The following is a 16,491-nucleotide window of genomic DNA, read 5'->3' on the forward strand; positions in this document are numbered from 1 at the left end:
ACACCAACGTATGAAAAGTCCGGAAAAAAACAAATGGGTGAAGCTTTCTATACAGGAAGCAGGCGATCGTTTATTATTATTGTATGAAGATGGCCTGGGCCGTACCACCAATGAACAAAGTGAGACCAGGGACGAAAGCCGCAGGGTTGCTGCTGAATGGCTTCATGACAACATTTACATACCCGTAAAAACAGATATTCTTTTTGCTGAAATGTGCCAGATGGAACCCCGGTTCAGAAATACAGGGGGGCAGCAAAGCATATTTCCCACTTCTGTATATCTGGAGCTTCCGGCTTCTATTGCTGGCGCAGGACTTCCCTTATTTTTAGCACGGCATATAGCAGGCAGTTTTTTCCCCGGAATATTTAAACAGTATAACAACGAAATTATAGTAATGGAGTACGTAAAGGGCGCTGTTGATGCCCCCTTTTCTTTACCATTAAACATAAACATTGTTCAGGAATATGAAGAACTGGTACAAAACGTATTGAAAAGCCTTCCCGGATTACACAACGAAAGTGTTCAATCTTCCGGAATACGTACTTACTACACCTGGGAAGCGGACCTGGATATACTGATACTGGCCGCTGGCTCGTTTAGCAGCTACCTGCATTATCTGCAGGAACCCGGACGGTTGCCCCGGCTGATAGTTGTTTTATACAGCTATCCGGATGATTTTCTGCCCACCCCTAAGCTAAAAGAGCAACTGCCCGCAACTAACCTCATTTTTCTGGAAAACATTTCACCTACCGCCACTGCTGACTGGCTGAAAATATTGTTTACCCGGCTGCTGGAAGATTTTTCGCTACCCGAAATTCTGCTGCAATATGATTTTCAATCGTCAGTTCCCTACCCTGAAATAACTGTATACAGCTCTCCGGAATCTGGCCACTACCTACGCATAAGCACAGCCGCTGACACCTACCTGAATAAAATACAGCACCTGGCTGCCACCACTCATCCCGGCAACAACATGGATTTTATTACACGGGTAAATGAAGATTCAACCGCCGGTTTTGAAATCCGTAATTTTCTTCAGTTACAGCGGGAATCGGAAACAGATTCATTTTCCGGCATGGAAGCACTTTTTCCTAAGCGCGGGTTTATGGGCTTTACCAACCTCTCCCTTTGCGAACAACGCCTTACAGAGCAAATGGGCCATATAAAACATATACAAACTGCCTGGCAGGAGTTGGTGAACAACCGGGACGTTTTTGAGCTGCTGCGGAAAAAACAGGAACGGCGGGTAAATGTAATGTTAGATGAGTTTACAGACACACTAACATTTACGCCGGTGGATGCCGGCAAACCACTTTATACCGGCAGAACTTATCGTTTAACAGTGCTTATTGGTCAATCGCTACAGGAGAACCTGGTGGAGGGGCTGGTGCAGGCGATAGACCCACTGTTACCTGACCCTGAAAACAAAGAAGGACATTTGCTGGACATAGTAGTATTTGCAAAAGAATTTAGGCTGCAAACAGCCGCCCTTCAACAGGTAAAGCTGCCCTTACTGGGCGCATCTGAAAAGGCAGATTTTTTACTGGTGGCACCTGCCCTTCCGGAAGCGCAGTTACGCATTTGTGTATTTTTCAAAAACAGCCTTTTACAGGCTTTTATATTGGAAGCAGGTATAATACGGGAAAAGCAAGATGCATCCTCTTCGAAAAACCTGAGTGTTAAACCAGATCTGGCCACCTCCGAAAAATTTACCAATCTGGATGAAATGCCTGCCAGAGACCTGTATATAGGCATGAACAAAGATGCAGGCGGCACGCATACCCTGTTTGTAAAAAAAGACGATGTTACCTGTGAGGTACATGCCCTTACCCCGCAGATGATTGAAGAAGCGCAGAAAGCCCATAACCAGTTACTCACTAACCTGTATTTTACACCGGAGGGGTATGCACGTTTCTCATTTCGTAAAACACCCGGCACCCCGCCGGATGATGCTTTTTTGCAGGCCATAAAAAAAATGGCGCGTAGCGGAGAGCGGTTATTAAGACAGTTACATGGAGGTACGCAGCAGTTGAGAGACGCGCTTGCCCTGGTTAGAGAGCAGCACGCACTAAACATACAGATAGGAAGACATAACATGAACAATGCCTTTCCCTGGCCTCTTTTATACGACTACATACTTCCGTACAAAGACGCTGCACGGGAAGCAGCATTTCCGGTATGTATGGGCCGGCCATTTGCACCGGATGAGCATGCTGCCTTCAGAAACAAAAAAGGATTTGGGTGCCCCCATAATCCGGATACAGAAGTATTTTGTGTGGAAGGCTTCTGGGGATTACGACATAAGATAGAACAGATTATTACAGGAGACACCCCTTCTGACAATCACCGGAAAATAGAACTGTCCGATAATTCCTCCATACTTCTCGTTTGTAATTCCAAAGACCCCGATACAGACCGCCTGCACACTACCCTGAAAAAGCATGCGCAACTAAGAGAAGACCAGGTAGTACTGGTAAACCCAACCATGAACCTGATGGATTGGTTATGGGACAACCAGAGGCGACCAGTGATGCTGATTGTTGTAGGGCATATGGAAACCCAGCTAAAAGCCAATGAACCGGAAGAACCCCGTATTCTTACCTTTCCCCCATCTGAGTGGAACAACAGCACCCCCATTCCAAAGGATAAATGGATTTATGAAGAAATACTGTTTAACTACTATTACACGAAGAAAAGATGGAAAGATGCCCCCTTGCCACTGGTATTGCTTATAAACTGCTCATCAGCACAATTGAACGTAACAGGCCCTGCTTCTATAGTAAGAGGCTTTTGGACATCCGGCGCATGTGCCATAGTGGGTACTGAATGCGATATTACATCCGGCCTTGCAGCCCGGTTTGTGGAAGAAGTAACCGGAAGTTTGCTGAACGGCGTGCCTTTAGGCGATGCCATTCAATTATTTAACAGTAACCTGGTACAATGCGGTAATCCGCCGCCCTTTGTATTCACCTGCTATGGCAGTACCGACTTAACATTCACCAAACAATAATTTCTTATGAAAAAAATCACCCTGCTTTTAATAAGCCTCTGTTGTATACTTATACTGCAAGCCCAGATACGTTTTGCAGTACCCGACACATTTTCTATACAAGCAACGGCACAGCAGCAAACACTAACCATTCCACTACAGCTGGAAAAAAAACTGCAGAAGACGGTAGCGCTTAAATATAACTATCCGGTTTTTATGCAGTTAAATAACTGTTTTGACAGCATTTATATGACAAGTTGCAGACTAATGCTTATTAAAGGAGAAAACCCCTATCTGCTATTTACTATACAAACAGATCAGTTGCGGCAACCAGGTACGTATAAAGGACTTGTTGCATTTACAGATAGACCCGGCGGCACCACCATACATGTTCCCTTTAGCCTGATAAGACCCTTTGCTACCCTGGATACCGTAAGTACTGTATACATACACATTTCAGACAGTGATATAAAAGAAGGTAATTTTGATATTACAGAAACCAGCGGTAGAAGCAGGGTAGCCGCTTTACAAATGGCCCTCTGGCTTACATTGCCTGGCCAGCAGCAGCTACTAACGTTTCCCGCAACGCCCTACGTTTCTGAAGCCAACACCAATGCTTCTCTTAAATACAGCCTCAATAAGGAAGCAATTGCTAATCTACCGCGGGGAGTAACTCGCGGCAAAATAAAAGTGAGTGCCCCGGAACTGGTAGCCCCCCTTTTTGTACCTGTTGAAATTACAAAAACACGTAGTAAATGCTGGATTGTAATACTAATACTGGCGGGCTTACTGGCAGGTTTTTGTATACGGCATTTTTTGCAGGATAAAAAAGACCATGAAAACGCCAAAACGAAATTGTATGAGGTGATGGAAAAAATAAGGAGGGCAACCAGTAATATAGAAGACAGCAAGCTGAAAAAAGGAGTAAAAACAATTATGGAAGAACTGCTGCTTTTAACTACAGCCAGCCCGGGCAGATGGAAAGCAAGGAATAAGGCCATTGAAGAGGCATTAAACAAAGCAACAACAGACTATGCGGCATTAAAAACAGACTGGGAAACCCGCATGAATATTGCTAACACTCAATTGCAGGGAATGAGTTCCTTTTTTGAAAAAAAGGACCGGGAACCATATATTACCACCAGCCTGCAGGAAGCGTATGCAAAATACGATATGGCCGTAACTGCATTATCAAAAAACGACGCAGTAACTGCTAGTGCCAGACTTAATAGCATTATACAAATTGCAACAACATTTGTAACATCCTATACCCAACAAATAACACCTCTTGTTACTGCTCTGGGAACTGCCGGCCAGTTATACCCATCCGGCCTGAACGTAATACCGGATTTAATCAGCAACGTACTCGCTGAAATTAACCGGTTACTGGCGCAACCACCGGCCCCGGAAACAGCAACAACAAGCCAATCTTTATTATGGGCAAACACGCTGGAAGCCAATGTGCAGGCTGCTTTAGCCACCATATGCCACGAAACAGAAAAAGCCTTTAAAGCCGGATTTATAGCTGACAACAGTCCACAAATGAATGCGTTTCAGGCTGCCTACATTGCCTGGTCAGCTGCTTTTTCTGAAACACAACAAAATCACAATTTTTCTCAGGTACCCGCTGCCGCCGCCCGGTTACAGAACACCTGGCAGCAACCACAGGCAAGGTTTGGCGGCCCGCAACAAGCCGGCGCAGCCCCCACCCCTGCCGTTGCAAACCAGCCAGACGCCGAAGGATACTACGAAACAACAATACTCTCGCTTGAAACCATACAAACATTACAACAGGCTGCTGCAAAAAACTGGTGGATATATGCCTTATTGCAGACGATATTACTGGCGTTGATTATATGCATGATTGCCTATAAATATTATGCCCCGGGTTTTATAGGCACCACCGATGAGCTCATCAATATTTTCCTCTTCGCCTTTGCCATTGACGTTACAACAGATAAAGTGCTTGCCTTAAAAAGTAATATAAATGGCTGATTTTCAGAATACGCGCAATCAGGAGCGCGTAACAAAACATCACATATATTTTATTAATCAAATGTATTCGAAGATATAAAGGTGACCGGAAGCGGAATTTCCAATAGATATTAAGGCGTTTGGCCAGGCAGCGTTAGCACCATTACCTGATGCGGGTAACAATACCACACCAACTCTACCAGCCAGGATTTATATTGGGATTTTATGCGATGATCTTTAGTAAAGCAGGTAGATAGTACCTGCTGTAAAGGTTGCTTTTGTAAATGAGCCAGCCTGGTGGCATTAGCCCTGAAGCCATTTACCTTACTGGTGGTGCACCTGTTCCTGGTGCCGCCCGCAGGAATCTACCAGAATAACCACGCAGTCAGAATGTTTAAAAACGCTTCTGTTGAGGCATTGTTTGCGCAGGGCTTCTTATTTAAAGAGGTGCAAATAACTTTTTCACAGCTTCCAGTGAGTGCCGTTTAATGCGGATAGCATATGGCTTGTTGTTAACAGTAAACATGATTTCTAAGTACTCCGCATTTTTGATCAACTGAATCTGCTGCTCTGTAAGCTTATACAATGCACACCTGTATATACTTTTATCAGCCTTAAAACTGCCGGAATCTTTTATAGAAGTGGTGGTAACAACCTCCGTTTGATTTGATTTCATAACCATCTTTGCAAGATCTACCACGGGAGGCCATTTTTTGCCTCTGCCTTTGACAAGTGCCAGTTCCACCCCCTTTTGCCCGTTGGCAAACGTTACGGCAGCAATGGTAGCCTCACTAAACAGAGAACGCGGTGAATAAACAAGTGGCTCCCTTTGTGTAAAGGACGCCCCTGTTTCTTCACGAAGAAGCCCTTTCTGCGCATTGGCAACTGAACAGAGCATGATACTTACAAGTAAAAACAACGGTTTAGTAACCTTCACTTTACTTTCTTTTGGATGAGTAACGGTTGCAGTATAGTCTACGCTTTCCTGAGTATGCTACTTATCATCGGGAAGACTTACAGGCTTCCTCCGGGCGTTGTCAATGCACCTTCATTTGCTGAGGCACCGACTCCTGCTTTCTGGCATCTTTCATTCGCCATTGTTCATAAATCGGGAATAGAGCGTCTCCCCACTCCATAGCCCCTCCGCCCCGTTCAAATTCCAGGTTAGAATTTCTGAATCCGGGATTGATTACTTTCTGGTCGCATTTCCAGGCTTCGTAAGCAGGATCAAGAAATTGATATAAGGGATTGTCTGTTGGCGGCAAATGTGCCTCACAATTAAACCAGCGGGAAAAACTGCCGGTGGTAACGCCTGACAAAACATTACCACCAGATGCATAAGCAGCAATACCACCTACGGACCCGGAAAAGGCTATGCGGGCAAATTTATGATCGGGATGTAACCCAAACAGACTTTCGTTAACAGGGCTGAGGCCGTGTACAATAGAGGTTTCTATAAAGCCCTGCTGAAAGTTGCCACCTGAAATTTCAGAACTAATACCACCTCCAACTCCATGCGCCACCGTTTTACCGGCAAACCCCAGCTCGGGATTCAGGCCCTCTTTACCCAGTTTTTCAAAACCAGAACCTATTGAATAAAACATAGCTGCACCGGCCGCACCATTCATGGCGCCGTTTAAAGACGCGTTCATTACTTCTTTAAAATTTCCGCCCTGTGCCGCCGTCATACCACCACTGATACCTGCGCCCACCAATGCCCCCTTACCAACGGCACCCCAGAAAGCAGCTGTGCCTGCCCCGCAGGTAAAGTAGGTGATGGTAGCTGCTGCCGCAATAATCACAACCTGCTTACCATATTTGTCCAGGAAGCGATCTCCTTCGTTGTAAATATCCTGGTGAAAACGGGATACTTTATCGGTAGCCTGCCCCAGCTCGCGGCCTATATTTTTAATTCCACGATTCAGGGCCCTGGTTTCCTTTTTAAAATTGAATGGTTTTCTGATAGACCAGAAGCCGGAAGGATCGGCATTATTAACAGGATTGTTGAGCACGTAGCTGTAGCGGTTAAAGCTTTGTAAAGTGGCAGGATCTTCCACAAAAGGATCGGGAGAAAGAAAACGCCCTGTTTCGGGAAAGTAATAACGCCCATTGGCATTTAACAATCCGAATGCTTCCAGATGTTCATGACCTGTATATCCCTTTGCGATGGATGAAGTAGTGTCGTTGTATTTGTAAGAGGGCAGTACCTGCCTTTCTCCGAAAGGGGAATAATAATAGGCAATTGATGGATTGCCCACGCTATCGGTTAAGGCATACACCGATCCCAGATGGTCCTTATGTACGTAAGCAATATTGGTAAAACTGCCGCTACCCGAATCTGTTATGGTTACAACAGCTACCAGACCTCCCCCACCTGACAGATAATGAATGCGGCTGGTATTGCCGTTGGAGCGGATGATTTCAAAATCAGCAGAAGGGTGAACAGATTCCCGGGATATATGCTGGTCTTTTTTCAGCACGGTATTGGTGGCCGACTGATCCCAGCCATACCCTATATCGTACTGTGTAACGGGCGTTTCTATATGCCGCGGTTTATTGAAATAAGTGTAATCAAGCGAAAGCTGCTTTGCCTTATCAGCAATGAGATTACCGTAGTCATCGTACGAAAATTCATGTGTTTTGTTGCCATTGTTGTATATATACCGTACTCTTTGATTGGCAGCCGGATCGTACTGATACACTCCTGTACCGCCTTTTTGCTGCAGGTTGCCGGAAAGATTGTATTCAAACTGCCATGTACTTCCGGTATTGTTCCGATGCATGGAATGCTGTGTTAATCTGCCAACAACATCATAACCGTAGGCTTCCGCTATATTGAATACAGAATCTGCTTTGCTGGTTATACGATAATCGCCATCAAACCGGTAAGCGAGATGCTGAACAGTAACGGGCGTATTTCTGCCGGTACTCACCGCTTTGATTCCGTTTAACAGATCGTTTCTTTCATCATAAGAATAAGTGGTAACCACACCATTGCCTGCCCTGCTGTGTAATAACTGACCTGTGGCAGATATGGCATCTGCCTGCCATATCTCTTTTACCGTGGAACCGGGTAACTGTACCTTTATACCTACCCGGGCATTGTTTTTATACAACGATAATACCGTTAAACCTGAAGGATATGTTTTGGATATCACCCTTGATAAAGAGTCATAACCAAAAGTATAGGTATAGGTAACGCCGTTGATGATCTGAATCTGCTGAACAGGCCTGCCAAGATGATCGTACCCGTATGTTGTAATATTGCCATTGCTATCTCTGATACGATCTACCTTTCCTTTTACAGACTGATCGTAACTCCATTCAATAACACCTTCCGGGGTAATTTTGCGTAAAATTCTGCTCAGCGCATCGTATTCCAGCCTGATGGTTCTTTTGCCGTTGGTCGTTTCTGTAAGCAACCGGTCAAATTCATCATAAGTATATTCAATAATGCCGGCATTAGGGTCTTTTACCCGCGTTTTACGGCCTATAAGATCATAACTTATATCGATGGTACCAGTGGGCTGAACAATTTTTGAAAGATTGCCCCAGAGATCATACTGATATTTCAGACTATGACCTGCTGCATCTCTGATTTCAATAACCTGCCCTTTGGCATCGTATATAATTGTTTTTTTAGAACCATTGAAACTGGTTTCGGTTTTACTGTTAGCCTGGTAAACGATGGTGGAATAACTCTGATCGGGATTCATCACTTTTGTTACCCTACCCAGCATATCATACTCATATACTGTACTTAACTTTTTCTGTTTGGTATCTTCTTCTATATCCACCTTATCGCCCTCTATCTGCTGGTAAGCATAACAGGGTTTGATAACATTTTTTAGATTACCCTGCCGGTCATACGACTGCCCTTTTACTGCCACCTTTGCCCGGGAACCGGTTTCATCTTCTTCTGCATCTACCAGCGGAAAGGTAGAAACAGCACAGCGGCCTTTGAGATCGAAACAACGGATAGTTGCCTGCTCTTTACCTGATTGTGTTGCTACCCAATACGCTATTTTATCTTTATCGTGTAAATCGCCATCGTTTAACCGGTACCTGTAAGAGGCAAAATTTCCATCAGGAAATATCTCCTTAACCAGATTTCCAGCCTTATCGAACTGAAAACGCATGCTAAAGCCATTGGCGTCGGTTTCTGATAATTTACGACCGGTGTAATCATCATATTCCCGTGTAGTAACAAAACCTATTGCATTGGTAAAACCGGTGGCAAAACGGCGATCTTCACTATAGGTAAAGGTTTCCACAACAGGTTTACCCGCATCTCTGTACGATTTTTTCAGAACAACATTGCCGGTTTCATCATACTTCCATTCCACCAATTGCCGCAGCTGGGGATCTGCTTTCTGGCGGATCTTTTTTACCAGGGCGCCGGTGGTTTTACTGTACTCACAATCTATTGTTCTTTTGGCTGTTTGCTGGTTGATTTTCTGATTTCTGACATAAGTAACCTCCGTAACCGGCAGCCCTATGATATAAGTTCCGTCAGGTGTGGTATTGGCGTTAAAGTGAACAAATGTTTTTTCGGTAGTGGATACAGTTCCTTCTCCAAAGTCAATATCACAACGGGTGGTATTACCATATCGGTTGAATTGGTTTTGAACGGTTACCCGTGAAATAAGCTGCCCATCCAGCTCATACTTACTGATGCGGGACGACGACAACAAAGGACAATAAGTGAGTTGCGACAGGCTGAACTGCCTTATAGACTTAAGTACCACACCGGCAGAGCGTTGTGCACCGGCAGTAGTTATGGCCGATGAGTCATTTTTAATAACGTTGTAGTCGATATTATCGGGAAAAGCAGTTAGCAGCTGCAATGCCGTTCTGCTATCCGATGCTTTAGATTGGAGAAACTTATTTTTAAGCAGCGTTGCTTCAACAGGCAGCAACTTTGCTGTTACAGAACTATCTGCCTGCTCATCGTATTCGCTACCCTTGCGGTATAACTGGAAGCTCCATGTATTTTCCTGCTGAAAGTAAGGAATATTATTTTGTTTCCTGGTTTCATTCAGCAGCTTGCCTGTTAGCGGAAATTCATACGCATATTCATGAACCAATTCAATAGCGGTTTCCTTTTGCCTTTTTGTTACCGTCTGAAATCCCGCCAGCCCCCTGCCTGTTTTTTCTGCTATCAGGTTTTTATAGCGGTACTGCACGGTATTTAAGCCCTCACCATCTGTTAAAACACCATTGGAATAGGATATAGAACGCACTATAGGAAATGAACCCCGGTAATGAAAATAGTTACTACGCAATGGAGTGAAGTCGCATGAGTAAGCGGCGCTATCACCCAGCCCTGTATATTGAATAGTTACAACGTTACCAAAGCCATCTTTTACCAACTTCACCGTATTGTTATGCGCAGTAAGTGCGACATACCGGGTTTCAGATGCCCCTCTTTTTATCAGGTCGGGCATACCATCCCAGTTAACATCTTCAAAGCTCACCTTATCCCAATCTGTAAAAAGCTTAAGACCAGCCACATCTTTGAATGGAGTAGCGGACTTTACAAAATCTACCGAACCCGCACCGGTTACAATGATATCGTACACCTGTACATCATTATCAGCCCTGGCAACCAGATACTGCAGGAAGGTAGTGGATGTAAAATATCCAAAGGAGGTTCTGGTAGCAGGCGGTAACGCCGGCAGAGGTTGAATAGCTGTTGCTGTAGTAAAATTTCTGCCATTAAATAACCAGATCTGTAAAGGTTGGTAAGGCATTTGAATAGTCAGATCGGATAAGCCGTCGCCATTGATATCAATAAACTTCATATTAGCCACATGGGCCTCTGTAAATACAGCAGGCAAAACATAAGTCATGGTGTCTGCTTCTATATTAAAATTTCCCGGCCATGTATTATCTGCGTAAAACAGTGGTCCGGCCAGCATATTACTCACCTTCATAAGCGGCAACAGGCCTGTTTTTCCCGATGCGATGAAATCACCCTCTAACTGCCTTACTACATTAGGGAGTGAATAAGCCAGACTTCCCAGTTGCGTAAATTTATGCTGATCGTTCAGACCATAAAACTCAAACCGGTAATTGACGCTAAGGGATGCGTTGATCATAATTTCATCCCTACCATCTCCGTTCATATCTACCACCTTTCTTTCCCGATAGGGATTGAAAAGAGCACCATTACATGGAAAGCAGGTATCCATCATGAAATGGAAATCAGACAGTGTGCTTTTGTTAACGAAAACAAGCGTAGCGCTTACAATATCGGCAAGATGATCTCCGTTGAGATCAGGAAACAGAATATCATTCACGTTAAAAAATGGCCCGCCGGCAATCCGTACACTTTTCTGCAAGGCAAATACACTCCCTTTGCGTGCGTAAATATGTAGCGAAACAGAATCCTTACCACCTACCTTTTCATTACTTACTTTGATAAACTCTTTTTCGCCGTCGGCATTCAGATCCTTCAGAAAAGTATTAGCCCCCAGCGCTTCAGGATAATTGATTGTTTCAGCACCGGCATATTGCAAAGCACTATCCCTGTTCCACTGAATAGTAGTAGCAGGAATACAACTTTTGCCCATGACATCGCTACACTCTTTTATCTGCACCAGATGCTGATGCGTGCCAGGATCGAATTCAAAGAAGTAGCATCTGGTATTTCTGCCATTGGTCTGCATCTGAATGGAACTGAGCCTGTCAGGCTTTTCAAAGCTGCTGCCGGCCAGAAAGGAGACATTGGCTTTGACTTTAGCAGCGCCATCTTCGTAATTGAATAAAATTTTGCTGGCAGGCCGGAGACCTGCTTTGGTGTTTCCGGTATAACTGATAGATTCTACCCGTATGGTGTTGCCGGATTGCAGGCTGTATTCAAACTCAATATAGTTGTTATAGTTATCCTCTATTTTTGAAATATGCCATTCAAGCACTTCTGTTTTTCCCGGATGGGGAGATACAGCCTGTCTTGACTGGGTTGACAGACCATAGTAATAGGTTAATCCACCGGGATACTTCACCACAAAATATTCGGGTGATGCCTGACTGTACGGGATTGCGCCTATGGCCCGGATGATGGCAAAGCTCTCATTCTCGGTCCGGTACACTGAATTGGCACTGCCATTCACTTTCTCCACGCAGGATAAGAATTGACCATCGAGCAGGAAGGCATCCTTAGCATTAAAGCGAATACCATTCACCCTTCCGTGCTGCGCGAAATTATTGCCGGAACGGGTAATGGTAGAGAGCCCGCTTAATGACCAGCCATATCCCAGCTCAGACATCCCCTGCCGGGAATCATACACGAGATTGAGCGAAGGAACCAATCCATTTACACCAGGCGGAATGTTGAGCGGAATAATATGATTATAGGTGCCGAGCGGATTTACATCAAAAGCGTCATCTATAACACCTACCAGTGTATCATTTTTTTGTGCAGCTGCAGGGTAAAACGCATAAAACTGCAGGATAAAGGCGCAAAAAAGCAGGCGGCAAATTTTCATTAGCAGTGAATTACATATGAATAGTGATTATGCAAATTAATTATGATTTGAAGCAAAAAAATACCCGAATCCAGGTATTTTAATGCAATCAGCAATTAAGGCTTTTATATTAAATGCTTATATTTATAACACCTAAATCCAAAACTAAATGCCTATGCGCCCTTTCTCATTGCGTACACCACAACCGTGGTATGCTTCCGTTATTAAAATCTGTACTTTCCTGATGATACTGTTTCTTCAACTTTCAGCCAACAGCCAGGAAAGCCATTTATCCAATATCATTTCCCCATCCCCCACTTCTTACCAGTTTGCCAGACATGGCAACTTACCAATAAGCTATGCATCGGGGGCCATGAGTTACACGCTCCCTTTGTATACTATTAAACTGGGGCAACTGCAAATGCCATTGTCGCTCAACTACTATTCAAATGGAATAAAGATGGATGACAATTACAATGGCATAGGAATGAACTGGAGCTTACAGGCAGGAGGGGCAATATCACGTGTTATCCGCGGCTTACCAGATGAACAAGGTACTTTCTGGAACCGGGAAAAGATACTGGGTACCACCGGAAACAATATAAACATCCCTTATGCTGCCAGTCCAAAGAAATACGGAGTAGATACGCAGAAAGACTGGTTCATGTTTAATTTCAATGGTTATTCAGGAACGTTTTATCTTGATGAAAACAATCAACCTCAGGCAGTCAGTGACAGCAAAGTTCATATAGAAGTAGCACTAGTGAATGAACCACCTCCGGTGTTAAACGACCCCAACCTGCAACTGATAGATTTTAATAATATACTCGTTTTTACCGTTACCACACCCGACGGAACCCGATACGAATTTGGCGGACAGCACTACGCAGAAAGAATATTTCAGATAGGCTTTACGGTTGCCCCGGTAAATGGAATATCAGGCGCATTGCAAATGCACCATACAGGCAGCGGGTTACAGCAGGTATTTGATAACACCACCACTTTTTATTTAAAGAAACTGGTAACCCACTCCGGAGGTGAAATAACCATTAATTACATCGACAACTATTACAAATACACCTCCTCCATTACGCAACAGGCAGAAATGCATAACAATGACTACGAATGGGAGAACAGTGGTATTACTTACTGGAGAAACTTCGCCAGATCTAAAACGGTGAGTAATATTATTGTGAAGCAGCCAGACGCATCTGAAATAACCCGCGTTAATTTCACCAGCAGCCAACTTCCGTCCGGACTGTATATTCCTTTCGACTTTCAACTCATGTTCAATGGTGTACGACCCGATCCTGTAACGCGTGGTATAGTATATGATAACCCCTATGAGGTTAGTCCGGTTTTTTCTGTTATGCCCCTCAGCTTTGATAAAATAGAAGTTGTAAACAGCAATAATAGTGTTGTTCAGACCATTGAATTCAGCCACGCTCATGTCAATGGCAGACAGTATCTTCAAAATGTAACGATGAAAGGCAAAGGGTTAAATGGCATAAACCAACCACAGGTTTATTCATTTGAATACAAAAATCCCGAACTGTTACCTGAACGCCTGTCCTTTGCACAGGATTACTATGGCTATTATAATGGACAAATAAACAATAAGGGCCTGCTGGTAAACCCGGATAATACAACCGGGTCACCCGAGGGCATTCCACAGTCGCTGATTGATTTTCTGGCTACCCGGGAAGGCTTCTTCGGCAACCGCCTTCCTGTAGCCAACTATGTGAATCTGGGCATGCTTACCAAAATAACCTATCCTACAAAAGGCTATACCACCATTCATTACGAACCCAATTACGGTGTAAACAAAAAATTATACGGCGGTGCACGGGTGAAATACATCAGAGATTACGATGGACACAAACTGGCACGCTCAAGAGAAATCTATTATAATGCCGCAGCAAAGTTTCCCTCTGCCAACTCATCCATTGTAGAAACCACAGAACCCCGTTTTTTTGATAAAGGATTGGGGGTAAAAACCTACACCTTATCATCCGCAAGCATTAATACCATTTACAGTAACAGAAAATCAAATCACCTGTATAACTACGTAACAGAGCTGGAAAAAGATGCAAACGGAGAGATAACAGGAGCCACAGAGCGCGCATTTGCCACAGATGCGGACCCTATTCCCTTTACCATTCAGGGAACGGTTTTATTTACTACACCCTCTTCCAACACAAACGGATGGCGAAGTGGACTTTTGATTGGGGAGAAAAAGTTCATATTTGAGAATAATGAATTTCAGTTAAAAGAAGAAACCTCTTCTTTATACCAGAAATTCAACGAAAAAACGTTCAACAATTATGTTGTAGCCTTAACTGATCTGGATAGACCTGACCTGAAAGCATCCTATACCGTCAACCTGTATCAGGACATATCCTGCGACTTCAGAAAAACGGAACAAACCACCACAATCCTATCCTCTTCAGGGGCACTGACAAAAGTTGAAAAATATCATTACACAGAAGACAGTTACGTACAATTAAGAAAAACAGAAGCTATAAACAGTAAAAACGAGGTAATAACTACCGAATACCAATATGCCCAGGACATCAGCTCACCAACGGTTGCCCAGCAAAAACTGATTGACCAGCATCGGATATCTCAACCCTTAATTACCAAAACCTATAACAACCAGGCATTGCTTGCCACTAACGTAACCACCTATAAAGACTGGGGAAATAACAGGGTACTACCGGAATGGATTGAAGGATCGACCCTGAATAACCCTTTAGAGCCGATCCAACATGTTCTTGCGTACGACCCAAACTCAAACCTATTGGAAATTGACTCAAGAAACGGATTAAAAGAAACCTACCTATGGGGATATCAGGGGCAGTATCCGGTAGCAAGAATTACAGGAACCAGCTACACTACAGCTACCGGTATTGTTAATACAGCTGTATTAAACAATGCGGCAGGCGCTTATTCTGACCAGCAGATGCAGGATGAATTAAACAAACTATACACGCACCTGGGCGACAAAATAATAAACACCTATAAATACATGCCATTAATTGGTATGACCAGTGAAACAGATACGCGTGGAAAGGCTATATACTATGAATATGATTCAGAAAACAGGTTATTTCATGTAAAAGACAATGATCAGTATATTATAAAAAAAATGGAATACGAGGTAGGGGTGTCACTTACTAACGGCCCCACCAGTTCGATTTATTACAACACTGCAAAGACAAGCATTTTTTACAAAGACAATTGCCCGGCCGGACAAAACGGTACAGCTGTACCCTATACAGTTGCCGCCAATACCTTTAGTTCCACTTTTTCTCAGGCCGCTGCTGACGAAATGACGCAAAACGACATAGATAATCAGGGACAAGCATATGCTAATCAACATGGGGTTTGCCTGCAAGCCAGCTGGCCAACTTTCTACAACCTGGAAAAACATGACTTTTTTACCAGCGTGAACTGCAGTCCGGGAAAAACCATCCCCATAAAATACAGTGTTCCGGCAGGCACATACACCTCCGACATTTCTCAGCAAGATGCAGATAGAAAAGCATCTAATAGCATCAGCCTCCATGCACAAAAATATGCTAATGACAATGGTGTCTGTTATTCATCTTTAATGCCGCCCTGGATCGAAAGCATTTATAATCCTTTAGACGGCAGTTCTTATTCTTATTCATTGTACTACTATTGTACATCATTAAGTGAGATGTGTGAAAAACTAGCCACTCCTTCCTCCTTCGGCTCCGCACCTTTAGGGCCCTTTCAATTAGGCTACTCCAATCCCTATTTTAAGTATATTTCGGTACATTTTTACCCTGATAATATTCATCACAGGATGTATGAAAGTCTGACTGGCTTTGACAGTGCCCCTGATGGATATTATGTAAACGTTGCTACTGTTTCCGGATCAAACCCCAATGTAGCCTCCATCATCATTTTCAGGTTAAAGGATGGCCTGCTTCATGAAGTAAAAACCTGTTCATCCGAATAAAAATTTGCTGAATAGTCCCATTAAAAAAAACCATCTGACGGGACTATTCAGCAAATTAAGCAGCGCAATAA

At 43.8% G+C, this 16,491-nt stretch carries 5 protein-coding genes; 3 read left to right on the forward strand and 2 right to left on the reverse strand.

Annotated elements, in window-relative coordinates:
* The first annotated feature begins 10 nt into the window (after positions 1-10).
* The gene (locus IEY13_RS09935) at positions 11-3,010 is read left to right on the forward strand and encodes a hypothetical protein (RefSeq protein ID WP_188951825.1); all 3,000 of its coding nucleotides are present in this window, start codon (positions 11-13) and stop codon (positions 3,008-3,010) included.
* Between the two features lie 6 nt (positions 3,011-3,016).
* Positions 3,017-4,984 (forward strand): hypothetical protein, encoded by a 1,968-nt coding sequence (locus tag IEY13_RS09940; protein WP_188951826.1) that lies wholly within the window; start codon positions 3,017-3,019, stop codon positions 4,982-4,984.
* A gap of 418 nt (positions 4,985-5,402) precedes the next feature.
* On the opposite strand, the gene IEY13_RS09945 is transcribed toward IEY13_RS09940, so the two are convergent.
* Both IEY13_RS09945 and IEY13_RS09950 read right to left on the reverse strand, forming a co-directional pair.
* Complete coding sequence (locus tag IEY13_RS09945; RefSeq protein WP_188951827.1) at positions 5,403-5,861, reverse strand: hypothetical protein; 459 nt, start codon at positions 5,859-5,861, stop codon at positions 5,403-5,405.
* Positions 5,862-6,000: 139 nt separating this feature from the next.
* Positions 6,001-12,453, reverse strand: a complete 6,453-nt coding sequence (locus IEY13_RS09950) for an RHS repeat-associated core domain-containing protein (protein WP_188951828.1) — start codon at positions 12,451-12,453, stop codon at positions 6,001-6,003.
* A 154-nt stretch (positions 12,454-12,607) separates the two neighbouring features.
* Here IEY13_RS09950 and IEY13_RS09955 point away from each other — a divergent pair, with 154 nt between their 5' ends.
* Positions 12,608-16,420 carry a DUF5977 domain-containing protein gene (locus tag IEY13_RS09955; RefSeq protein ID WP_188951829.1) on the forward strand — a complete coding sequence of 1,271 codons (3,813 nt, stop codon included), beginning with the start codon at positions 12,608-12,610 and terminating at the stop codon, positions 16,418-16,420.
* The last annotated feature ends 71 nt before the right edge of the window (positions 16,421-16,491 follow it).

It is taken from the genome of Filimonas zeae (assembly GCF_014641615.1).
In the GTDB taxonomy this organism is placed as follows: domain Bacteria; phylum Bacteroidota; class Bacteroidia; order Chitinophagales; family Chitinophagaceae; genus Filimonas; species Filimonas zeae.